The following is a 21,284-nucleotide window of genomic DNA, read 5'->3' on the forward strand; positions in this document are numbered from 1 at the left end:
CGCGATCGCCCGCCCCGAGTTCAAATTAACTCGGCAGCATTCGCGATGCGCTGCCAGCTGTCGTCGAGCTGGTTGCGAAACCAGGTCATCTGGCGCTTCGCATATTGCCGGGTCGCGGCAGAGCCGGTCTCGATCACCTCGGCCTCATCCATCTCGCCGCGCAAGAGAGCTGCAATCTGGCTGACACCGATCGCCTTCATGACAGGCATATCCGGACCGAGGTTCAACGCCATGAGCGCACGCACCTCGTCGATAGCCCCACCTGACAGCATCAAGCCGAAGCGGCGGTTGATGCGCTCGTGCAGCACCTGGCGATCCGGCAGAACCACCAGCTTTCGCGCGCGCTTTGGATCGATGATCTCAGGGCCGCTTCTCTGCTGGTAGACACGGATCGACTGGCCGGTCGCCTCCATCACTTCGAGCGCGCGCACGATGCGCTGGCCGTCGCCGGGCTTCAGCGCCTCTGCCGTTTGAGGATCGCGCGCGGCAAGCTCGGCATGCAGCCCTTCCGGCCCCTCCAGCCTCAGCTGCTCCCGCAGCCGCTCGCGGATGGCTGGTGGAATTTGCGGCATGTCGGCAAGCCCGCCGGTCAGCGCCTTGAAATAGAGCCCGGTGCCGCCGACGAAGACGGGCAGCCGGCCGGCCTTGCGCAGTTGGCCTACCAGCGCTTCGGCCTCGCGCAGCCAGGCCCCGGTCGAATAGGGCTTCCCCGCCGGCACATGGCCGTAAAGACAGTGCTCGACACCACCCATGTCGGCCTCGTCAGGGCGGGCGGTCAGCACCCGCAAGGTATCATAGACCTGCATGCTGTCTGCGTTGATGACCACACCACCATGCCGGCGCGCCAATTCGACCGCAAGCGCGGACTTGCCGCTGGCGGTCGGCCCGGTTATCAGGATCGCGTCCGTATCGGTTTCAAGGTTGTTGTCCATGGCTCTCGTTGCCACGCTTATCGCCAATCCGTCAAATCCTGTTCTGACGCCAGCGCTCGCAGAAGCCGCCGCTGACGCCGTCAAGGCATCCGGCCTCTATTGGCTCGCCGACGGCATCGCCTGCGACCTCGCGCTCAGGGACGGCACAGACCCCTTCGCCGCCGAGGCGGCGCTACGCGGCGCACTCAACGGCGTGGCCGTCGACGTCGCCGTCCAGGACGCCGACACCAGACGCAAGAAGCTTCTGATCGCCGACATGGATTCGACCATGATCGGCCAGGAATGCATCGACGAGCTTGCCGCCGAAGTGGGCCTCAAGGACAAGGTCGCCGCCATCACCGCCCGCGCCATGAACGGCGAGATCGCCTTCGAGCCGGCACTGATCGAGCGCGTCGCGCTTCTGAAGGGCCTGCCCTCGAGCGTCGTCGGCGATGTCATCGCCCGGCGCATCACGCTGACGCCGGGAGGCCCCGAGCTGATCGCCACCATGAAGGCGAAGGGCTACTACACCGCGCTCGTCTCCGGCGGCTTCACCGTCTTTACCGGCCCCGTCGCCGATATGCTCGGCTTCCAGGAAAACCGCGCCAACACGCTGATCGAGAAGGACGGCACCTTGACCGGCGAAGTCGCCGAGCCGATCCTCGGCAAGCAGGCCAAGGTCGACGCGCTCATCGACATCGCAGGCCGCCTCGGCATCTCCACCGACGAGGCGCTTGCCGTCGGCGACGGCGCCAACGACCTCGGCATGCTGCAGCTGGCCGGCACCGGCGTTGCCCTGCACGCCAAGCCCGTGGTTGCCGAACAGGCGAAGGCGCGCATCGACCATGGCGACCTCACGGCCCTCCTCTATCTGCAGGGCTATCGCAAGACCGATTTCGTCCGATGATCGTCTCGGAAACCGAGCGGCTGCGCATCCGTGCCTGGAGGGAGACCGACCGCGATCTCTTCTTCGAGATCAACAACGATCCCAGGGTGATGGAATTCTTCCCCCATCGCCGCAGCCGCGAGGAATCCGATGCACTGTTCGACCGCGTCGGCCGTGGCATCACCGAGACCGGCCTCGGCTTCTTCGCAGTTGCCCTCAAGGCGGACGATCGGCCGATCGGTTTCTGCGGCCTCGCTTACACTGACCTCGACCCTTTCCTGCCGAAAGGCACGGTGGAGATCGGTTGGCGGCTTGCCGTCCCCTTCTGGGGCAAGGGCTATATCACCGAGGCGGCGTTCGACCTTCTGCGCTTCGGCTTCGAGGAAAAGGGCCTGCGTGAGATCGTCTCGTTCGCCATTCCCGAGAACAACCGCTCGACGGCGGTGATGGTCCGCCTCGGCATGCACCGCGACCCCACCCGCGACTTCAACCACCCACGCATCCCCGCAGACAAACCTGAGCTCGTTCGCCACGTTCTTTATGCGATGACACGGGCGGACTGGCAGGCGCAGCCGGCAAAAGCCGGGACGTGATCGCGTTACAACGTCGGTAAGGTTTCTCGCACACGCTCCATCCGCATGCCGCCCTGCACTCATCGCTTGGGGCTTGCCCCTCACTGTCCTGCCGGACATCTCTCCCCGCAAGCGGGGAGGCGCCACTTGCCACCACCGTGCGCCACTGTGTGTGGCGGCGGAGAGTTCCAACTGCCACCCACTCGACGTGAACAATAGCCAGTCCATAGCGCCTGCGAGACGGTCACGACGATCGCCCTTCTCCCCGCGCGCGGGGAGAAGGTGCCGGCAGGCGGATGAGGGGCAGCCTCACCCACCACCCTCGCTGAGGCATCAGCGCTCGCGCCCTGCCCCCGGATAATTCTTCTCGACCCAAGCAGCGAACGACTGCGCTGCCTGCGACAGCGCATCAAACCGCCGCGCCACCAGAAAGAAGGCACCGTAGGGCACCGAGATGTCGAACGGTTGCAGCAGGCGTCCAGTCTTGAGCTCGTCGCGCACATGGTCGCGGTCGATCAGCCCGACGCCGTTGCCGCGTAGCGCCGCCTGCAGCACCATGGCGCCATCGGCAAAGATCGCGCCCCGCTCGATGCGAACCGGCCCTGCCCCGGCAGCGGCGAACCATTGCTGCCATGCTTCGCGGTTGTCTTCGTGCAGGATAGCATGCTGCAGGAGATCGGCAGGCAGCGACAACGGCCGGCCGGACCGCGAAAGCTCCGGCGCGATCACCGGGATCATTTCCACCTGAGCAAGTCTCCGCGCCTCGACGCGCGGCCAGGACGAGAGGTTCAAGCTGTGGCGGATGGCGATATCGGCGTCACCGCTGCGAAACCCCACCAGCCGGGGATCGGCGTCGATCACCAGGTCGATCTCGGGATGCTCGCCCTGGAACTCAGCCAGATGCGGCAGCAGCCAGCAGCCGGCAAAGGATGGCTCGGCGCTGACCTTCAATATCTGGCTTGCCTTGCGGCCTGAGAGCGCCTCCAGGCTGTCTCCGACCATGTCGAAGGCCGAAGTCAGCACCGACAGCAGCGACCGCCCCTCCGCCGTCAGGCTGACGCTGCGATGCCGACGCTCGAACAGCGGCCGACCGACGAGGTCCTCCAGCTCACGGATCTGCCGGCTGATGGCCGCCTGCGAGACGAAAAGCTCGCCGGCAGCCAGCGTGAAGCTTTCGAGCCGGCCCGCCGCCTCGAAACTCCGCAACGCTGTCAGGGGTAGGCGGCCGCGCTTCATGCATAACCTCAAGTCATCCGAAGCAGACTGTAAACTCGTTTGAGCGCTGGCGGCAAGTGCGTTGAAATGACGGACAGAAAGGAGGATCCGGCCATGTACGCCATCCTCGAGACCCTGATCGACGCCCTTCGCCTGATGACTTTTCAACCGCCAGGGCGCCAGAAACACGGCAGCGGTTCACACGCGGCATCGGGCGCATGCCGAGGCTGCAGCAGCGACTGATCACTCCGGAGCACGACGCCCGCTGATCCATGCCGACTTCAATTCGCAGCTGCTACGATCAATTAGAAAGCACCGCTCATGCATGAAGCCTCAGGTCCGCACCGATCCGAGGGCAACATCATGCAGCGACGCGATCGCCACCGCGACCGACGCGCGCCCGGATGGACAGGTGGCATGATCTGCCGTCAAGTGCGTCTGGTTGAAACGACGGACGGACCAGAGAGGGCGGCACTGCAACGGCACCCCACGACAATGCTCGCGGCTTCATCGATCCAGCCGACGGCGCTCGGCAGAAGAAGTGATCCTGAATCGGAATCTGAAGAGCCGGAATCAGCCTTGGAAAAAGCGGCGCGATGAACCTGAAAGGATTCAGGAAAATGCCATCGCGCCGTGCCGCGCTATTCCATGCGAACGGTGACGAAGCGCAGCTCGCCCGTCTTGTTGGAAAGCATCAGCAGCGCATTGCGCCGACCGTCGGACTTCAGCTCCTCGACACGCTCGGAGACGTCGTCAGGCGTATCCATCGCCTCCTGCCCCACCTCGACGATGACGTCACCCGGCTCGACCCGACGCTCGGCTGCGGCCGAGCCTGCCTGCACCTCGGCGATCACGACGCCGTCGACATCGTCGGCAATGCCGAACTTCTTGCGGCTTTCGGCATTGAGCGTGGTCAGCTTCATGCCAAGCACCGTGTCGGAGGCCGGCATCTCGGCGGCTGGTGGCTGGTCGGTTTTCTTGTCGTCACTGCCCTCGTCGCTTGTGGTTGCCGAGGCATTGGCGACGTCTTCGCCATCCTCCAGCCGGCCGAGCGTGACCTTGACGGTCTGCTCCTTGCCGTCGCGGATAATCGCGACGTCCACGGCCTTGCCGACGCCGCTCTCGGCGACTGCCCGCTGCAGGTCGCGCATCTCCGAGACATCCTTGCCGTCGAACTTGATGATGACGTCTCCAGCCTTGATCTCACCCTTGGTGATCGGCCCGCCCTCGATGATACCCGAGACCAGCGCACCGCGCGGCGAGGCCAGCTTCAGGCTTTCGGCGATATCGTCCGTCACCGGCTGGATGCGCACCCCGAGCCAGCCGCGCCGTGTCTCACCGAAGTCCTTGAGCTGCAGAACCACATTGGCGGCAAGCTCGGTCGGAACGGAGAAACCGATGCCGATCGAGCCGCCTGAAGGCGAAATGATCGCGGTGTTGATGCCGATCACCTCGCCCTGCATGTTGAACAGCGGGCCACCGGAATTGCCGCGGTTGATGGCGGCGTCCGTCTGGATGAAATTGTCGTAGGGGCCAGCATTGATGTTGCGACCGCGCGCCGAGATGATGCCGACGGACACCGAGCCGCCGAAGCCGAACGGGTTGCCGATCGCCATGACCCAGTCGCCGATGCGCATCTTGCGGGAATCGCCGAAAGGTACCGCCTTCAGGGGCGCTTTCGGCTCGACCTTCAGCACCGCGAGATCGGTCTTGGTATCCTTGCCGACGAGCTTGGCCTTCAGCTTGCTGCCGTTGGCAAAGATCACCTCGATATCGTCGGCACCTTCGATCACGTGATTGTTGGTGACGATGACGCCGGCGGGATCGATGACGAAGCCGGAGCCTAGCGAATTGACGGTGCGCTGGCGGTTGCCGCCCTTGTCTGCCTGCCCCTTGAAGAATTCGTCGAAGAAGTCCTGGTAGGGCGAGCCCTCGGGCACCTGCGGCGTCGGCGCATCGTCGTCGTTCTTGACGCGCTGGGACGTCGAAATGTTCACGACCGCATCAAGCAGGCCGGCGGCAAGGTCGGCGACGGATGCGGGGCCATTGCTCGGCGGGCGAACGGCGGCCGTCTGCGCCATCGCGACATTGGACAGAAGCAGCGAGGCGGCCAGCGCCAGGGCGCCGAGGGATTTCGATCGAGTGGACAATTCGCGGAGCTCCTCACATTGTCTCGGCGGTGCGATACCTCAAAGGATAGCGCGTCATGCGATGCTCTGCAGCCCCACGCGCCCAACAGACGCAAGGATCGCTGCAGCGACCTTGATTTTCAGCATACCCTAATCCTCCGACCGATGCCGGTCGCAGGCGTCATGCAGCTGGTGACAGCGACGCGATCTGGGGATCCCGTTCCGCCCGATCCTCCTTTGAAGATACGGCGGAATTCAGAAGCGTCCAGACACGATTTTCTGATCCACCCAAAAGAGCGGATAGGGACCGACGATCAGATCGTGATCTCGTGTCCATGTTCTTTCAGCGCCTGCACCGCCTTGTCGAGATCGGAACCGGGCACGAAGATGTAGTCGGTGCTGAAGGTCGAATTGGCAAAGACGCCGATGCCTGCGGCCGAAAGCGGCCTGAGCACGGAAGAAAGCACGCCCGGCACGTCAACGCTGAAGTGCTGTTCGATGCGGAAGCAGCGCCAGCCGAGCGAGCTCTGAGTGCTGGAAGGCACGCGCGCGGCGCGGCAGACGAGGGTCATTTCCTCTCGCGAGCTGGACACGGTCCAGAAACCCGGCCCCGGCAGCCATTCCGGCATCTGGGAACCGACATTGAGACGGGTGATCGCATATTCGGCATCGACCAGCCGGATCAGCAGTTTATGTGGCATTTCGCATTATCCTCGAAGCAACCAGACAAGTCCGACACCGGCGGCAACGGAAAATACCCCGGCCAGTCGAAGCTGATGCTCCGGGACATACGGCAAACGCTTCGCCAATTCCACTAAAACCAAAGGGGCCAGTGCGTACACCAGCCCCTCGATGATCAGGAAGAAAGCGATCCCGGTCAGAAAGTCGGACATAGTCCGCTTAGTTCCCGGTCGCCGGTTGCGTCGTTGTCGCAGCCGGCGGGTTGCCTTCCGAGTCATTGAAATAACGGAAGAACTCCGAATGCGGCGACAGCACGAGCGTCGTGTCCGAGCTGCCGATCGACTCCGTATAGGCGGTCATCGAACGGTAGAATTCGAAGAACTTCGGATCGCGTGCAAATGCGTCGGCAAAGGTCTTCGTCCGTGCGGCTTCGCCTTCACCACGCAGGATTTCCGATTCGCGCTGGGCGTCGGCGACGATCTCGACGACCTGACGGTCGGCGATGGCGCGGCGACGCTGGCCCGCTTCGTTACCACGAGCGCGGATCAACTCGGCTTCCGCCAGACGCTCGGCCTTCATGCGGTCGAAGGTCTGCTGCGAGACTTCCTGTGTCAGGTCCGTGCGACGGATGCGAACGTCCTCAATCCTGAGGCCGAGCGTTTCGGCATCGGCCTGGAGGTCGGCACGAACTTCGCGCATCATCGATGCACGCTCGTCGGAGAGTGCTGCCTCGAAACCGCGCAGACCGTAGACGCGACGCAGCGATGCGTCGAGACGGGTGCGCAACCGGGCCTCGGCCGAGTCACGGTCGCCCGAAACGGTTTCGCGGAAGCGGCGGGGGTCGGCGATCTTGTAGACGACGAAGGCGTCGACTTCATAGAACTTGCCGCCCGAGACCTGGACGCGGATGTTGTCGAGATCGAAGCGCAGGGCCTGGTCCTCGACATACTGCACGCGATCGGCATCCATGAAGGCGAAGGGCAGCTTGAAGTAGAGGCCCGGCTCGGTCTTGACGTCCTGGATCTGACCGAAGCGGACGACGACCGCCTGCTGGCGCTCGTTGACCACGAAGACCGACGAGTAGAGACCGACGAAGACGACCGCGAGCAGGATCAGGATGATTGAAGTACGATTGTTGATCACTGTGCGGCTCCCGTCTGTGCCGGCCGACCGATTTCGTTCAGCGGCAGATAGGGCACGACGCCCTGCCCGTTCTTCTCGTCGATGATGACCTTCTTCGACTTGCCGAGCACGCCCTGCATCGTTTCGAGATAGAGACGCTTGCGGGTCACGTCGGGCGCCTTGGAATACTCGTCATAGACCGAGATGAAGCGCTGGGCTTCACCGTCCGCTTCCTTGACGATGCGATCCTTGTAGGCGGCTGCCTCTTCGCGGATCTGCGCGCCCTGACCGCGGGCCTTGCCGAGGATCTGGTTGGCATACTGGTTGGCTTCTTCGACGAAGCGATCTTCGTCCTGCTCGGCGCGCTGCACTTCGTCGAACGCGTCGGCGACTTCGCGCGGCGGAGCCGCATCCTCGATCGCCACGGTGTTGACCGAGATGCCGGCACCGTAGCTGTCCATCGTCGCCTGGATCGTGCTCTTCACGTCGGCGGCGATCGCCTGACGGTTATCACGGAAAATGTCCTGGGCCGGACGACGGCCGACCACTTCGCGCATGGCGCTTTCGGCAACCTGCTGCAGCGTGTCGGACGGATTTTCGACGTTGAACAGGTAGTGCTTCGGGTCCGTGACGGAATACAGCACCGAGAACTGCACGTTGACGATGTTCTGGTCGCCGGTGAGCATCAGGCCGGCATTCGACTGACCGCTGTTGCGACCGCCGATGTTCTGCTGCTGCTCGGTAATCTTGACGAACTCGACGGTTTCGAGCGGCCAGAAATGGTAGTGCAGGCCCGGCATCGAGATCTCGTCCTTCGGCTTGCCGAAGCGCATTTCGACGCCCCGTTCATCCGGCTGGACGGTATAGATCGAGTTGATCAGGATGAAGCCGACGATCAACAGGCCGACGATGGCGAAGACGCCGCCGTTAAAGCCGCCGGGAACGACGTTCTTCAGCTGATCCTGGCCACGGCGAATGATCTCTTCGAGATCCGGCGGGCCGCCTTTGCCACCACCACCGCGCGGGCGGTTCGGCCCCTGGCCCCATGGACCCTGATTGCCTCCGCCGCCGCCGCCGCCGCCCCAAGGGCCGCCGCCGCCATTCTGATTGCTCCAGGGCATCAAAACCTCTCTTTTGAATACTGCTCACGATGAACTGCCGCGCGAATGCACGGACGTCCACGATGTGAACCCGTTATAGGTATGACATGCATCGCTTTCAACGCGATAGGCCAGAGTTCACCGTAAATGGTTCAAAATAGTTGACGAATAGGCCGTTACAGCGCCGCGCGTTGCATCTGCCGCACCAAAGCGCTGTGACACCTCGAACGTGCAGCGGCACTTTCGCCGTCGGCCGGCGCCGATCAATGATCCCAGTTCAACCTGCGCGACGCCGGCGCCATGTCACGAAATGCATGGCATGGCTGTCCTTCTCGCTCTGCGGCAGATCCTCTTCAAACACCTTGTCGAAGACGGCGGGATCGATTTCGGGAAAGCGCGCATCGCCTTCGACTTCCGCCGGAACCTCGGTGATATGAAGGATATCCGCCGCACTGATCGCCTGGCGATAGATCTCGCCGCCGCCGACGACGCAGACCTCGTCCGCACCGGTTGCCTCGGCTTCTCGCCGCGCCGCGGCGAGCGCTTCTTCCAGCGAATGCACGACGATCGCGCCCTCGGCGGAGTAATCAGCGCTGCGGCTGATGACGATGTTCGCCCGGCCCGGCAGCGGACGCCCGATCGAGGCCCAGGTCTTGCGCCCCATGATCACGGGCTTGCCGATCGTCAGCGCCTTGAAGCGCTTGAGGTCGGTCGGAAGCCGCCAGGGCAGATCACCCTCGCGGCCGATCACGCCGTTGGCGGCAACCGCTGCAATGAGGGAGACTTTCGGTTCGTTGGTGCTGGTATCAGTCATGGAACCCATTCGGTTTGCTGTCGATTTCACTTGCCCTGACAAGGGCCGGACGGTCCGTCACCACCCTTATGTAGCGGTCGACGACCTCGCTCTCGGGCAGGATCTTGCGCATCCATTGCAGCGCACTGGCCAAAAGCAGATCGGCGGCACTCATCGTCGCGCCGAGCAGATAGGCCTGCCGGCTGAGCACGTCGATCACATGCCCGCACATTTCGCTGTAGAGCCGCGCCTGCGCCGGATTGTTGATCGTCGCCCCGGTGACGTGCGCCAGCGCCGTCGGCTCGATCACGCCGGCATAATAGGCGAGCCAGGAGAGATAGGCGCCGCGCTCGGGATGGCCGGGCGCCCGCCCGAGGCTGCATTCGGGATGAAGGTCGGTGAGGTATTGCACCACGGCCGCCGATTCCCAGATCAGAGCGCCCTTGTGCAACAGCGCCGGCACCTGCTTGTGCGGATGCGGATTGTTTTCGTCGGGCGCACCGGTTCCATCCCAGCGGCGGATCGAGACATAGCGGATCTCGTATTCCGCGCCGATCTCCTCGAGCAGCCAGACGATCCGCGAGGAGCGCGACTGCGGTGCGTGGATGAGCGTCAGCATCGAAACCTCCCGACAGCGCGGCGTAAAGCAGAACACGCCAAGGTCGCTGCAACGCCTGAATTACGTCAGAGGCGGAAGACCTCCCGGTCTGCCGCCATCACGCGAATGCCCGTATCGATCACGCCGCCCGCACTGCCCGAAGCGGCGAGCAGTCAGACGGCGATCGGCGCCTTGATCGTTGAATCAGCTTCGTAACCGACAAGGGTAAAGTCTTCAAAACGGAACGCAAACAGATCCTTGACATCAGGATTGATCTGCATGGTCGGCAATGTCTTCGGCGTGCGGGCAAGCTGCAGCCGCGCTTGGTCGAAATGGTTGTGGTAGATGTGCGCGTCGCCGAAGGTATGGACGAAATCGCCCGGCTTCAGCCCGGTCACCTGCGCAACCATCATCGTCAGCAACGCGTAGGAGGCGATGTTGAAGGGCACGCCGAGGAAGATGTCGGCCGAGCGCTGGTAGAGTTGGCAGGAAAGCTTGCCGTCGGCGACATAGAACTGGAAAAGGCAATGGCACGGCGGCAGCGCCATCTCGTCGACCAGCGCCGGGTTCCAGGCCGAAACGATATGCCGGCGCGAATTTGGATTGGTCTTCAGGCTTTCGACGAGACCGGCGATCTGGTCGATATGCCGTCCGTCCGGCGCCGGCCAGGAGCGCCACTGGTAGCCGTAAACAGGACCGAGATCGCCGTTTTCGTCCGCCCACTCGTCCCAGATGCTGACGCCGTTTTCCTTGAGATAGGCGATGTTGGTCTCGCCCTTCAGGAACCAGAGCAGTTCGTGAATGATCGAGCGCAGGTGCAGCTTCTTGGTGGTCAAGACCGGGAAGCCTTCCGACAGATCGAAGCGCATCTGGTAGCCGAAGACCGAGCGCGTGCCCGTTCCCGTCCGGTCGCCCCGGTCGGTTCCGCTGGTCATCACATGGTCGAGGAAGTCGAGATATTGCTGCATGGTCTGGCGCCGCCGATTCGTGTTGTCCCAAATTTAGGGTGAAGCCGGCGGCAAACCAATGTCTTGGGGATGTTTATCCCGCAAATTTAGCCGCGCTCGAGCCGGGACCTTGAGAAAGCCTGCGCGTTTTCCACCGGCATCCCCCTCAAGGCATCGGTTAGGTTGATGACCCCGGGGCGATCCGACCCGAGCCCACCGCGACCTACAGCGTCTGCAGCTTGCCGAGGTTCTTGGCCACCAGATAATAAAAGGTCACGCGCGACTTGGAGCGGTCCGCAGACATCGCCTTCGCCGTGGCCGAGATGGCTGCGTCCGCGTCCGCACCCGCGACGCCGAGCTTCTTCTCGCACCATTTTTCCCTGACGCGATCGAGCTCCTTGGGGTCGGTGGCCGATACGAGCGAGGAATCCTTGTTGCGAAGCGCAATGCCGAGATGGCGCACGATCTTGTTCACAACGGCTTCATCGGCGCCGCTGTCATACTTCTGCACATCTGCGAGATAGTCGGTCATGATGCCTCCACGTTGGGATTGCTCGAAAAACCGCAGCCGTACCCCGCATGCCCCAGCGGCCCGCCTGCAGCAGCCGGAGTTTTTCATGGCTGCCAATCATGTCAAGCGTTTTGGAAAAGCAGCGATTTATCCGCTTGCTCCCCTTTTCTTGGGCGCTGGAAAGACCTATATGACAGATGCCGTCTTCGGGCGGCTATGGCAATAAACGGGCGGTGAAATAAACCCATTGGACCCGGGGGCGGTACCCGGCGCCTCCACCAAAAACCGGTCGACACGTCGATGACCGGCTTTTGATGGGGGCGAAATAGGATCGACAAGGGCGTAAAGATCGACTTTTTGCTCGGCATTGTACCACCGTTATCGGGCTAAACTTATAGTTGCAAACGACAACTATGCTGAAGCACGTCTCGCTGCCTAACGGCGGTGCGACACTTCAAATCAAGTCCTTCCGGGTAGCACCGTAAGGCGGGGTCCGAAGGCACCTGGCAACAGAAGCCTTCACCTTCTCCCCCGCTTCGAAATGGTCTATAGATGCTTGGATAATTGACTCGTCATATTCTGACGGGCAATGGAAAGCCGACAGTAGAATTGAGTTCGAGAAAGACGGGAATCCCATGGGCCAGGACCACATTCGCTACGACATTCTGGCACAGGATGCGCTTCGCGGCGTCATCCGCAAGGTGCTGACCGAGGTTGCCGCCACCGGCCACCTGCCCGGCGAACACCATTTCTTCATCACCTTCCTGACCGGAGCGCCGGGTGTTCGCATCTCGCAGCACCTGAAATCCAAGTATCCCGAGCAGATGACCATCGTCGTCCAGCACCAGTTCTGGGAACTCAAGGTCTCCGATATCGGCTTCGAGATCGGCCTTTCCTTCTCCGATACGCCGGAGCGGCTCGTCATTCCGTTCAATGCCATTCGCGGCTTCTACGACCCCTCGGTCAACTTCGAACTCGAGTTCGACGTGGCCGTGGCTGAAGAGGAAGAACTCGAATCGGCGGAGATCACCGCCTACCCCGTGCCTGAAACCGACGGCGAAGTACCGCCCAAGGACGCGGAGAAATCCGGCGATGCCAAGAATGGCGGCGGCTCGGTCGTTTCGCTCGATTCCTTCCGCAAGAAGAACTGAGGCAGCTGAAAGGGCGCGGCATGAGTGGTGACGTCGTCAATCTACGCCAGTTCCGCAAGCGCAATGCCCGCGCCGAAAAAGAGAAGCAGGCCGAACAGAACCGTATCTCGTTCGGCCGCACCAAGGCCGAGAAATCGCTGACCGACGCCTTGAACGCAAAAGCGGCAAAAGCCCTCGACCAGGGGCGCCGCGAGCCCGCAGCCGATCGACCCGATGAGGCCGAGGACTGAAGCACAGGGCGCGTAAGCGGCTGCGACCTTCTTCAAATCATCATCGAAACAGATTGTGCGGAACGTCTCACGCGTGAATGCGTTGCTAGAGCATCAAAGCCGGCGCACGGCTCGGCAAAAGCGATTCTGCCGCAATGACTTGCAGCAGCGTCCCGAATCAAACCGCCAACGACTTGAATCAATTTGCGAGCTCCGGCGATGATCCGAAAACACTCCGCCACCCTGCACGGGCACCGCACCAGTTTTTCGCTCGAGGACCCGTTCTGGCTGGAGCTGAAGACGATCGCGGCGACCCGCGCCATGCCGATCGCCCAGCTGATCGTCGAGATTGACGACGCGCGCGGCAGTGACAGCAACCTCTCCTCGGCACTTCGGGTCTACGTTCTCGACTGGATCAAGTCGAACGTGCCGCGCTCAGCGGCCGGCGACACGTGACGGCTCGTCGCCTTGGCTTGCGAACCCGTCGGTCAGGGCGCCGGCGAGGCCCTCGCGCAGCTGGGTCGCCATCGCCCTGATCCCGCCCGGCAGCCGTGAATACTCGATCAGGCACACCCGGTTGCGCCCCGTGTTCTTGGCGAGGTAGAGCTGGTCGTCCGCGATCTTGAAGATGTCCTCGTACTGTACCGGATAGGTAAACAGCGCCACGCCGATGCTGACCGTCACCGGATCGGCATCCGGAGCAATCGCCTGCCCATGCTCGGCCACCGCCAGACGAATGCGCTCGGCCATCGCCCCGATTGTTGCGGGGTGGGCATGGTGAACGAACACGCCGAACTCCTCACCGCCGAGACGGCCGATCAGGCCGACATCGCCAACCGCCAAGCGCATCTCGGTTGCTATCGCCACCAACGCATCGTCACCGGCGAGATGGCCATGGCGATCGTTGATGCGCTTGAAGTGGTCGGCGTCCAACACCATCAGCGCGGAGGTGGCTGGAAATGGCTTGAGATCCTGTTCGGCAACGAACGCCGTGACATCCGACGTGAACGCAGCGCGATTGAGACAGCCGGTCAGGCCGTCGTAGCGGCTCGCCAGTGTCAGCAGATCGTTGGCGCATGCTAGCTGCTGGAGCTTGATGCCGATGACGGCGAAAAGCGGGATGGCCAAGAGCAGCGGGATGAACAGGGCAAGGCGCATCGACGTCGCCATCACCTCAGCTCCGAAGGGGGCGATGTAGTAATAGGTGACGAGAACGGCAACGGTCGTGCAACCGACGGCGCCCGAGAACGTCCAGTTCACGATCCAGATGATCGCGCGGCGATCAAGGCCCTCATCCAGCGACGTCATGCCACCCCCCGTTGCAAGCCACACTGTGAAGGCAGAATGCTAACTCCAGCTCAATCAATCCATTAGGATTTTAGGGGTTTTGCGCTTCACTGCTGCCACGACAGGCGCCGGCAGCCGAATCAGATTGGCATTCGATCGCTGCACCAGAGCCGCACACCGGGCAAAGCAGGCCGCGCCAGCTCGCCGAAACATAGACTTTTGATTGCAACGGGAACCCGCCCCTCGCCTTCTGTGTGCCTTGCGCCACACCTCGCACAATTCCCGCGTGCCGAAACGGAATTTGACGCGAATATGCTTGTTTAGCATCATCTAATTTCGAACAATCGAGGTGCTGCCAGTGGCCGCAACCTCTGGCGCTCATGCAACATGAGAGGGAGGAAGGCATGCAGCTCTATGCTCGGATCGGTCTGGCCACGTGTTTGACCCTGTCATCGGCCGCGGTCGCCAGCGCCGCCGACATCGCGCCGCTCCTTGCGCCCACGGCGCAGCCGCAGGAGACGGAAAGCGGCTGGCAGTTCACCGTCGCACCCTACTTCTGGATGGCGGGCCTGAGGGGCGATACGGCCCAGTTCGGGCTGCCCGAGGTGCATATCGATTCCAGTTTCAGCGACATCTGGGACAATCTCGATTTTGCCTTCATGGCGATGGGCGAGGCGCGCAACGGACCCTACAGCATCTTCGGCGACGTCATGTACACCAAGCTGTCCGCCGACGGCAGCACGCCGAACGGTATCCTCGCCAATAGCGTGGATGTGGACTCGACGTCTTTTGCCGCGCTGCTGGGCGTCGGCTATGCCATTTACGAAGACCAGTCATCCAATCTCGATATCGTCGGTGGCTTGAGAGTCTGGTCCGTCGACACCACACTTTCGTTCTCCGGCGGCCCGCTGGATGGTGTCAGCCGGGATGACGGTGCCACCTGGGTCGATGCGGTCGCCGGCCTGCGCGGCACCTATAACTTCACGCCCGAGTTTTATCTGACCGGTTGGGGGCTGGTCGGCGGTGGCGGCGCGGATCTCGATTGGGATGCGGCACTCGGCCTCGGCTACAAGTTTACCGACACGATCTCGGCCGTCGCCGGCTATCGCGCGCTCGGCGTCAACTACAGCAACGACGGCTTCGAATACGATACGGTGCAGCACGGACCGATCCTGGGGGTCGCCATCCGCTTCTGATCCGACGCGCTGCGGCGGTCGGCGACGAGCGATCTATGGGACGGCTGGTGTTCTGCTTCATTTTCTCCTCAAGTCGCACGCGACCAGGGGAGACGGCAGAATGCCCGACGTTCGACAGCAGCCTTGGCACGCCACATCTGACACGGGGCACCCGCAAGGCCCCCGGACGCGTCAGCCAAGCGCCGGCGATCAAGCCGCTGCCGCGACATGGAGAGACGCACAGCATCTCTGCCTCTGCATTCCGCTCCACTGCCGCAGTCCCGGAAAAATGCAAAGCGTGGCCCAGCAGGAAAGACGTGAAAACAAAGCGATCGCGCGTTTCCCCGGCCCGCCTTCTGCATGTTTCCTTAAATCGTACCTGGCTTAACGATGAGCATGCGGCAATTCAAAGCGCTATAGCGCCCTATTGCACCGTGACATCGGGCAGCACGTCGAAATTCAGCCCCTGCCCACCCGGCTTCTGAGGCCCGTCGACAGTTCCCGGCGGCACCTGCGACGGGGCGCCCAGTTGCTGTTGCTGCTGGCGTTCGCGTTCGATGCGCGCGGCTTCTTCCGCTGCCTTTCGCGCGGCCTCTTCCGCCGCCTTTCGTTCCGCCTCTGCGCGGGCCGCCAGATCCGCCTTCACCCGCTCCGCCTCAACTGCCGCCGCTGCACGCCGCCGCTCTTCGGCGACCGCCCGCAGGCGCTCGACTTCACGCTGCTGCGCCTTTGCCTTGTAAAGCTGCACCTCGCGCCGCAGCCGTTGCTTCTCAAGCACGTTGGCCTGCAGTGTCTCGACGCGCCGGCGCTCGCGCTCAAACGCCCGAAGCGACAGGAAATTCGAGAGATCGGCAACATCGAGGTTCACGCCCGGTGACGAAAGCAGGCCGGCATAACTCAGCCGCACCCGCGGCTCGGCCCCGGCCAGCGCCTCGTCGCCCGGCCGGAAGGTCATGTCGATGTTCGCGTCGAGACGCTCCGCCGCCAGATCCACCGATGCTTCGCCGACAAAGGCTGCGTTGCCGTCGGCAGCCGTGACGTTCTGCGCCCTGAGCACGCCACCGGCGATGCTGAAGGGGACCTTGACCACACCGACGACCGACTGGCCGGAAAACACGGCTGCCTCTGCCGCCTGGCGGATTGCGTCGGCCGAAATCTCCGTTTTCATGGCGTCGGCAGTTGCCATCAGCTGCGGCAGCGCCGCGCTGTTGACGCCGTTGAGCGTCACGCCGTTGAAGGTGGCGGTGCCCGAGCCGCTTGCGGAATGGGCCATGGCTTGCGCGTTCGCACCCGAGGCCTCGAGCGCTACCGAAAGGTCGAAGGTGCCGGTGGCGACCGGGGCGCCCGCATGCGTCCAACCAGCCTGCGCCAGATCCCCGCCCTTGACGTCAAGCCGCGAGCGCAGGAAGCCGGAGCCATTGGCATTGCCGAGCTGCAACCGGCCTTCGAGCTTGCCGCCGAGCCAGTCGCCGGTCGCATCGGTAAAGGCGATCTCGTCGCCCTTCCACTCAAGCTTGCCGGCAAAGTTGCCGATGGCGCCGTAGAACCCCGGCCAGAAGTTTGCGGCCTGCACATCGAGCGCCACGTTGAAACCGGTCCAGGCGGGTTGCGTCACGGGGGTTTTCGACAGCGCTCCGCTCGACATGTCCTGAACATGGCCAAGGATGCCCTCGGCCAGCCAGGCGAGATCGAGCGTGGCAACACTGATCTGGCCTTCTGCCTTGCCCGGCACCTTGCGGTCGATCGTCAGGGCGCCTTCAAAGCCGTTGTTGTCGGCCTTGCCTTCGACGGTCGTAAAGGCGATCGCCTCCGGCGTCGTCGCCACGTCGGCCGAAACAGAGATCGGCAGGCCTGTGCCCGTCTGCGGCAACGCGATGCCCTGCTGCAGCAGATAGGGTTCGAGGTCTTCGGTCTGGAGTGTCAGTTTGGCCTGGCCCTCGAGGAAATGGTCTCGCGAGAGATCGAAGCTGCCTTTGGCGGCAAGCGACGTCTTCTCGGTGGTAAAGGTCACCGTGCCATTGGCGTTGGAGCCATCGGTGCTCTGCAGCTTGATGGAGAGGATGCCGTTGGCATCGGCATCGAAAGGCAGCGGGTCGAACCCGGCCTGGCCGAGCAGCAGCAGCGTCTGCGGGTTTTCGAGCGTTGCTTCGAGCAGCATGCCCTTGCCGGAAAGCGCCTGGGCCATGTCGGGCGCCTGGTAGCTGGCAGCGATCTTTGTGCCGTTGGCCGTGCCGAAAATGCCGAAGGTCGCCGGCGCGTTGCCTTCCTTGTTACCGGCAGTCAGCGTCACGTCGAAGGCAGCGTCCGTATAGAATGGTCCGGCCCTGGTCAGGCGGCGAAGGGCCGGATGATCGACGGCGTGCCGACCGATCATTTCCAGAAACGGTGTCAGGTCCTTGGCCGCCAGCTTCATCTTGGCCGAAATCACCGGCTTTTCGAGATCGCCGCTGGCGCGCCCGGAAAAGGCAAGTTGCGCGCCGGCAAGCGAACCGATCGCCACGCGCTCGGCCTGAAGCTGGCCATTCTTGAATGTCACCACCGCCTGAACGTCGCGCGCGTCCTCGCCGAAGGCCGAGAACTCGTCGGCGGAAAGGTCGGCGGCAATCGCATGCTGCATCAGCGTCGAGGCCGAGGCATCGCCGGCAACCAGCCCCGCCAGCGCCTGCAGCGCTTCGAGGTCGATGCGATTGCCGTTCAGCTGCAGCGACAGGTTCGGCTGCTGTTCGGCGAAGGACTGACGCTCGAGCCGCCCCTTGAGGCTGGCGTCGCCGGCGGCCACCTCCAGGTTTTCGAACTGCTGCAGCGTGTCGGTCAGGTTGACGGTTGCCGAAAAGCCCGCGGTCTTCAGCTTGCGGATCGCCGGATCGACGGAGCCAGCCAGCCAGCTCGCGAGGCCCGAAGGCTGGTTGGACGCGAGAAGCAGGTCACCGCGAAATGACCGCTGGCCCTTGAGGTTGAGCCGTCCCTTGGCCTCCAGCTGGGTGCGCCCGGGCAGAAGGGCCACGACATTGTCGATCACCCACCCGGCACCATCCGGCTGCACGTCGATGCGCACGTCGCGCACGGTCGTATCGCCGATGACGATCGCCGGCAGTTTCAGACTGGCCCGTCCCGGCACCTGCGGAATGGGGATATCGGCGGCAATCGCCAGCATCGCTTCCAGCCGCTGGCGCATGGAGATCGCCGGGTCGCGCCCGGTCTTGCCGTTGCTGCCGGAATTGCCGATGCGGCTGACGTCGATCTGCTGGCCGTCGGCGATCAGCAGGAACTTCTGATCCTTGCCGGTATCAAGCGTCGCCTCGCCCGTCACCACGTAAGGATCGTCCGCGGGGCCGATCTCGAACCGGTATTCCGGCACGCGGATGCTCTCATTGGTCAGCTGGAAATCACCGTTGATGCGCAGCGGCGCATGGCCGTCCGCATCCTTTGCCTCGCCCTGCGGGCGGTTTTCGGTCAGCGTGAAGCGACCGCCGTAGACCGGCTTGAAGTCGACGATCTTCAGTGCACCGTCGAGCTCGACGCCGAAGGGACGCTTGTCCGGCGTCACCCGCGCCTTGAGGCTCAGCGCACCTGTCTCGTCCACCTCGTTGCTGGAAAAGGCGAAACTGCCGGCCTCGCCATCAAGCGCAGCCCGCCCCTCGACTTTCCAGGGGCCGGCCAGGGTACGGGCGGAAAGATCGGCGGAAAGGTCGGTCACGCGCCGGGTGCGGCCGGTCTGCTCGTCGATGAACTCGATCTCGCCGTTGGTGATCTCGACGTTTTCCAGCACCACCGTTTTGGCGGGGATCGCCGTGCGCGTTCCGCGTGCCCAATCGAGCGTGCCGTCAGGGAGAAGCCTGACCTTGGCCTTCGGCCGGTCGAGGCGCATATCGAAGATCAGGGCTTCGCCGCTCAAGAACGGCGCCAGTTCCGCGCTCATCGAGAACTGCGCGACCTGGATCAGCGGCTCGGCCTTGTCGCTGCCGCCGACACGCACGTCGTTGAGCGTGACCGTCGGGAACGGGATCAGCCGTGCGTCGACACTGCCGTGGACGACGACAGGCTTGCCCATGATGCGGCTTGCCTCGCGTTCGAATTCCTTGCGGAATCCCGTCCAGTCGATGAACCACGGGGCGATCAGCGCCGCAAAAAGCGCAACGACCACAAGACCGCCGATGGCAACCAGAATTCGCGAAAGCACCGTGCCTACATTCCCATCAAGTTCTCTGGCGCCCGTCGGCGCCGTCTGCGTCCATATGAACGCCAAAGCGACGTCTTCGTCCATTACATTTGGACGCCTTCGTCCTTATCCATTGCGAGGGCGTCGCCTGCCGCCCCACCGGGCGGCTGCAGCACCGCTCTCCCCTCGCCCGTCCGCCCGCGTCAGCCGAAGATCTTGCCGGGGTTGAAGATGCCCTGCGGATCGAGCGAACGCTTGACCTGCCGCATCAGATCCAGCGCGTCGCCAAGTTCGGCTTCGAGAAACGGCATCTTGCCCTGACCGATGCCGTGCTCGCCGGTGCAGGTGCCATCCATCGACAGCGCCCGCGCGTTCAGCCTCTCGACGAAGGCCTCGGCCCGCGCCACGTCTGCGGCGTCCTTGTCGTCAAACAGCAGCCCGACATGGAAGTTGCCGTCGCCGGCATGCCCGACGATCGGGGCCGTCAGGCCGTGTGCCGCGATATCCTCATGGGTTGCCGCCACGCAATCTGCCAGCCGCGAGATCGGCACGCACACATCGGTGGAAAGAATGGCTGCCCCCGGGATCAGGCTCTTCTGGGCCCAGTAGGCGTTGTGCCGCGCCTTCCACAGCCGCGCCCGCTCTTCGGGGTTGGTGGTCCAGATGAAGCCGCTGGAGCCGAAGTCGGCCGCAATTTCGGCAAAATGCCGCGACTGCATTTCGACGCTCTCGCTGTTGCCGTGGAATTCGACGAACAGCGTCGGCGTCTCCTCATAGGAAAGGCCGGAATAGTTGTTGCAGGCCCTCATCTGCAGCGCGTCCAACAGCTCAATGCGGGCAACCGGAATGCCGGATTGAATCGTCAGGATCACCGCATTGCAGGCATCGGCAATCGTCGGGAACGGGCAGACGCCGCCGGAGATGACTTCGGGAATGCCCTGGAGCCGGAGCGTGATCGAGGTGATGATGCCAAGCGTGCCCTCGGCACCGACGAACAACCGGGTAAGGTCGTAGCCTGCCGACGACTTGCGGGCCCGATGCGCCGTGCGCACCTCGCGACCGTCTGCCGTCACCACTGTCAGCGCCAGCACATTGTCCTTCATGGTGCCGTAGCGCACCGCATTGGTGCCGGATGCACGCGTCGAGGCCATGCCGCCTATCGAGGCGTTGGCGCCAGGGTCGATCGGGAAGAACAGGCCGGTGTCGCGCAGATAGGTGTTGAGCTCTTCGCGGGTGATGCCGGGCTCGACCCGGCAGTCCAGATCTTCCGCGTTGACTTCGAGCACGCGGTTCATGCTCATCATGTCGACGGAGATGCCGCCGTGCGGCGCGTTGACATGGCCCTCGAGCGACGAGCCGGTGCCGAAGGGAATGAGCGGCACGGTGTTGGCCGCGGCGATCGCAACGATCTCGCGGACTTCGTCTGCACTTTCTGGAAAGACGACGCCGTCGGGAAGCTGCGCCGGGATATAGGTGGTGGTGTGGGCATGCTGGGCGCGGATCGCTTCGCCCGTCTGGAACCGATCGCCGAATCGGGCGGCAAGCTGCGCCTTTGCGGTATCGATCCCGGTTTCGTTTCGCGAGCCAGCCCTGATCGCCTTCAATGCCACGGAAAACGTCCCTTCTTCATGCCATCCGCACCGCCCCATTCCGACCTTGGGGAAGCGCTTTCATTTCAAGGCGCTACTGTGCAAATCGGAATCACTTTGTCCAGACGTTGACGCAGTCTCTAGCAGACTATCGCGTGAAAACGCCGGTGGTGAGACCTGAGTGTCACAAAGCTTTCGTCTTGTGACGGGAAACGCCCCCGAGGGCGGAGCGTAGGCGCCAAGCGTTGT

20 protein-coding genes and 1 other RNA gene are annotated in these 21,284 nt (G+C 63.3%); 7 read left to right on the forward strand and 14 right to left on the reverse strand.

Features of this window, described 5'->3' with window-relative positions:
* Window positions 1-20 precede the first annotated feature (20 nt).
* Complete coding sequence (gene miaA, locus AC07UR_RS12205) at window positions 21-932, reverse strand: tRNA (adenosine(37)-N6)-dimethylallyltransferase MiaA (RefSeq protein WP_209790746.1); 912 nt, start codon at window positions 930-932, stop codon at window positions 21-23.
* Between miaA and serB the strand changes: the two genes are divergently transcribed.
* Window positions 931-1,818: a phosphoserine phosphatase SerB gene (gene serB, locus AC07UR_RS12210; RefSeq protein WP_209790745.1), complete on the forward strand. Its 888-nt coding sequence runs from the start codon at window positions 931-933 to the stop codon at window positions 1,816-1,818. The genes miaA and serB overlap by 2 nt on opposite strands.
* The gene (locus tag AC07UR_RS12215; protein WP_173420554.1) at window positions 1,815-2,390 is read left to right on the forward strand and encodes a GNAT family N-acetyltransferase; all 576 of its coding nucleotides are present in this window, start codon (window positions 1,815-1,817) and stop codon (window positions 2,388-2,390) included. Before serB ends, AC07UR_RS12215 begins: the two co-directional genes overlap by 4 nt.
* Window positions 2,391-2,702: 312 nt before the next feature.
* On the opposite strand, the gene AC07UR_RS12220 is transcribed toward AC07UR_RS12215, so the two are convergent.
* The 10 genes from AC07UR_RS12220 to AC07UR_RS12265 form a co-directional block, all read right to left on the reverse strand.
* Window positions 2,703-3,605, reverse strand: coding sequence for a LysR substrate-binding domain-containing protein (locus AC07UR_RS12220; RefSeq protein ID WP_209790744.1), 903 nt, complete (start codon window positions 3,603-3,605; stop codon window positions 2,703-2,705).
* A 620-nt stretch (window positions 3,606-4,225) separates the two neighbouring features.
* The gene (locus AC07UR_RS12225) at window positions 4,226-5,665 is read right to left on the reverse strand and encodes a DegQ family serine endoprotease (RefSeq protein ID WP_209790884.1); all 1,440 of its coding nucleotides are present in this window, start codon (window positions 5,663-5,665) and stop codon (window positions 4,226-4,228) included.
* Between the two features lie 362 nt (window positions 5,666-6,027).
* On the reverse strand, window positions 6,028-6,414 hold the full coding sequence (locus tag AC07UR_RS12230; RefSeq protein WP_025427669.1) for an ACT domain-containing protein: 387 nt from the start codon (window positions 6,412-6,414) through the stop codon (window positions 6,028-6,030).
* Between the two features lie 6 nt (window positions 6,415-6,420).
* Window positions 6,421-6,606, reverse strand: coding sequence for a DUF2065 domain-containing protein (locus AC07UR_RS12235; protein ID WP_025427670.1), 186 nt, complete (start codon window positions 6,604-6,606; stop codon window positions 6,421-6,423).
* A 7-nt stretch (window positions 6,607-6,613) separates the two neighbouring features.
* Window positions 6,614-7,537, reverse strand: a complete 924-nt coding sequence (gene hflC / locus AC07UR_RS12240) for a protease modulator HflC (RefSeq protein WP_173420556.1) — start codon at window positions 7,535-7,537, stop codon at window positions 6,614-6,616.
* Complete coding sequence (hflK, locus tag AC07UR_RS12245) at window positions 7,534-8,637, reverse strand: FtsH protease activity modulator HflK (protein WP_173420557.1); 1,104 nt, start codon at window positions 8,635-8,637, stop codon at window positions 7,534-7,536. Before hflK ends, hflC begins: the two co-directional genes overlap by 4 nt.
* Window positions 8,638-8,893: 256 nt before the next feature.
* Entirely contained in the window at window positions 8,894-9,430 is a 537-nt protein-coding gene (locus tag AC07UR_RS12250) for a dihydrofolate reductase (protein WP_209790743.1), read from the reverse strand.
* Window positions 9,423-10,028, reverse strand: coding sequence for a glutathione S-transferase (locus AC07UR_RS12255; protein WP_209790742.1), 606 nt, complete (start codon window positions 10,026-10,028; stop codon window positions 9,423-9,425). Before AC07UR_RS12255 ends, AC07UR_RS12250 begins: the two co-directional genes overlap by 8 nt.
* 152 nt (window positions 10,029-10,180) lie before the next feature.
* Window positions 10,181-10,975 (reverse strand): thymidylate synthase, encoded by a 795-nt coding sequence (locus AC07UR_RS12260; RefSeq protein ID WP_209790741.1) that lies wholly within the window; start codon window positions 10,973-10,975, stop codon window positions 10,181-10,183.
* 202 nt (window positions 10,976-11,177) lie between these two features.
* Complete coding sequence (locus AC07UR_RS12265; protein ID WP_077500214.1) at window positions 11,178-11,486, reverse strand: DUF2853 family protein; 309 nt, start codon at window positions 11,484-11,486, stop codon at window positions 11,178-11,180.
* 139 nt (window positions 11,487-11,625) lie between these two features.
* Here AC07UR_RS12265 and ssrA point away from each other — a divergent pair.
* The 4 genes from ssrA to AC07UR_RS12285 all read left to right on the forward strand — a co-directional run bounded on the left by ssrA (window position 11,626) and on the right by AC07UR_RS12285 (window position 13,281).
* Window positions 11,626-11,989: a transfer-messenger RNA gene (gene ssrA / locus AC07UR_RS12270) on the forward strand.
* Between the two features lie 111 nt (window positions 11,990-12,100).
* On the forward strand, window positions 12,101-12,616 hold the full coding sequence (locus tag AC07UR_RS12275) for an SspB family protein (protein ID WP_209790740.1): 516 nt from the start codon (window positions 12,101-12,103) through the stop codon (window positions 12,614-12,616).
* A gap of 20 nt (window positions 12,617-12,636) precedes the next feature.
* Window positions 12,637-12,846 (forward strand): DUF4169 family protein, encoded by a 210-nt coding sequence (locus AC07UR_RS12280; RefSeq protein ID WP_077500099.1) that lies wholly within the window; start codon window positions 12,637-12,639, stop codon window positions 12,844-12,846.
* A 198-nt stretch (window positions 12,847-13,044) separates the two neighbouring features.
* Window positions 13,045-13,281 (forward strand): ribbon-helix-helix domain-containing protein, encoded by a 237-nt coding sequence (locus tag AC07UR_RS12285; RefSeq protein ID WP_173420563.1) that lies wholly within the window; start codon window positions 13,045-13,047, stop codon window positions 13,279-13,281.
* Here AC07UR_RS12285 and AC07UR_RS12290 read toward each other — a convergent pair.
* The gene (locus tag AC07UR_RS12290) at window positions 13,261-14,133 is read right to left on the reverse strand and encodes a GGDEF domain-containing protein (protein WP_209790739.1); all 873 of its coding nucleotides are present in this window, start codon (window positions 14,131-14,133) and stop codon (window positions 13,261-13,263) included. The genes AC07UR_RS12285 and AC07UR_RS12290 overlap by 21 nt on opposite strands.
* A 383-nt stretch (window positions 14,134-14,516) precedes the next feature.
* On the opposite strand from AC07UR_RS12290, the gene AC07UR_RS12295 reads away from it, so the two are divergent.
* The gene (locus AC07UR_RS12295) at window positions 14,517-15,308 is read left to right on the forward strand and encodes a hypothetical protein (RefSeq protein WP_173420565.1); all 792 of its coding nucleotides are present in this window, start codon (window positions 14,517-14,519) and stop codon (window positions 15,306-15,308) included.
* A gap of 403 nt (window positions 15,309-15,711) precedes the next feature.
* Here the strand turns inward: AC07UR_RS12295 and AC07UR_RS12300 are convergent, their stop codons facing one another.
* Window positions 15,712-19,467, reverse strand: coding sequence for an AsmA family protein (locus tag AC07UR_RS12300; RefSeq protein ID WP_327795854.1), 3,756 nt, complete (start codon window positions 19,465-19,467; stop codon window positions 15,712-15,714).
* A 182-nt stretch (window positions 19,468-19,649) separates the two neighbouring features.
* Window positions 19,650-21,056 carry an FAD-binding oxidoreductase gene (locus tag AC07UR_RS12305; protein WP_209790737.1) on the reverse strand — a complete coding sequence of 469 codons (1,407 nt, stop codon included), beginning with the start codon at window positions 21,054-21,056 and terminating at the stop codon, window positions 19,650-19,652.
* Window positions 21,057-21,284: the final 228 nt, after the last annotated feature.

It is taken from the genome of Ensifer sp. GW821-FHT05G01 (genome assembly GCF_059419585.1).

What these genes read in the sequence shown, in the direction of transcription:
- AC07UR_RS12250 (WP_209790743.1), bottom strand. Translation starts at nt 9,430, where the DNA reads ATGACTGATACCAGCACCAACGAACCGAAAGTCTCCCTCATTGCAGCG.
- hflK (WP_173420557.1), bottom strand. Translation starts at nt 8,637, where the DNA reads ATGCCCTGGAGCAATCAGAATGGCGGCGGCGGCCCTTGGGGCGGCGGC.
- AC07UR_RS12290 (WP_209790739.1), bottom strand. Translation starts at nt 14,133, where the DNA reads ATGACGTCGCTGGATGAGGGCCTTGATCGCCGCGCGATCATCTGGATC.
- AC07UR_RS12275 (WP_209790740.1), top strand. Translation starts at nt 12,101, where the DNA reads ATGGGCCAGGACCACATTCGCTACGACATTCTGGCACAGGATGCGCTT.
- AC07UR_RS12295 (WP_173420565.1), top strand. Translation starts at nt 14,517, where the DNA reads ATGCAGCTCTATGCTCGGATCGGTCTGGCCACGTGTTTGACCCTGTCA.
- AC07UR_RS12285 (WP_173420563.1), top strand. Translation starts at nt 13,045, where the DNA reads ATGATCCGAAAACACTCCGCCACCCTGCACGGGCACCGCACCAGTTTT.
- AC07UR_RS12280 (WP_077500099.1), top strand. Translation starts at nt 12,637, where the DNA reads ATGAGTGGTGACGTCGTCAATCTACGCCAGTTCCGCAAGCGCAATGCC.
- AC07UR_RS12215 (WP_173420554.1), top strand. Translation starts at nt 1,815, where the DNA reads ATGATCGTCTCGGAAACCGAGCGGCTGCGCATCCGTGCCTGGAGGGAG.
- miaA (WP_209790746.1), bottom strand. Translation starts at nt 932, where the DNA reads ATGGACAACAACCTTGAAACCGATACGGACGCGATCCTGATAACCGGG.
- AC07UR_RS12220 (WP_209790744.1), bottom strand. Translation starts at nt 3,605, where the DNA reads ATGAAGCGCGGCCGCCTACCCCTGACAGCGTTGCGGAGTTTCGAGGCG.
- AC07UR_RS12230 (WP_025427669.1), bottom strand. Translation starts at nt 6,414, where the DNA reads ATGCCACATAAACTGCTGATCCGGCTGGTCGATGCCGAATATGCGATC.
- AC07UR_RS12255 (WP_209790742.1), bottom strand. Translation starts at nt 10,028, where the DNA reads ATGCTGACGCTCATCCACGCACCGCAGTCGCGCTCCTCGCGGATCGTC.
- serB (WP_209790745.1), top strand. Translation starts at nt 931, where the DNA reads ATGGCTCTCGTTGCCACGCTTATCGCCAATCCGTCAAATCCTGTTCTG.
- AC07UR_RS12235 (WP_025427670.1), bottom strand. Translation starts at nt 6,606, where the DNA reads ATGTCCGACTTTCTGACCGGGATCGCTTTCTTCCTGATCATCGAGGGG.
- AC07UR_RS12265 (WP_077500214.1), bottom strand. Translation starts at nt 11,486, where the DNA reads ATGACCGACTATCTCGCAGATGTGCAGAAGTATGACAGCGGCGCCGAT.
- AC07UR_RS12260 (WP_209790741.1), bottom strand. Translation starts at nt 10,975, where the DNA reads ATGCAGCAATATCTCGACTTCCTCGACCATGTGATGACCAGCGGAACC.
- AC07UR_RS12225 (WP_209790884.1), bottom strand. Translation starts at nt 5,665, where the DNA reads ATGGCGCAGACGGCCGCCGTTCGCCCGCCGAGCAATGGCCCCGCATCC.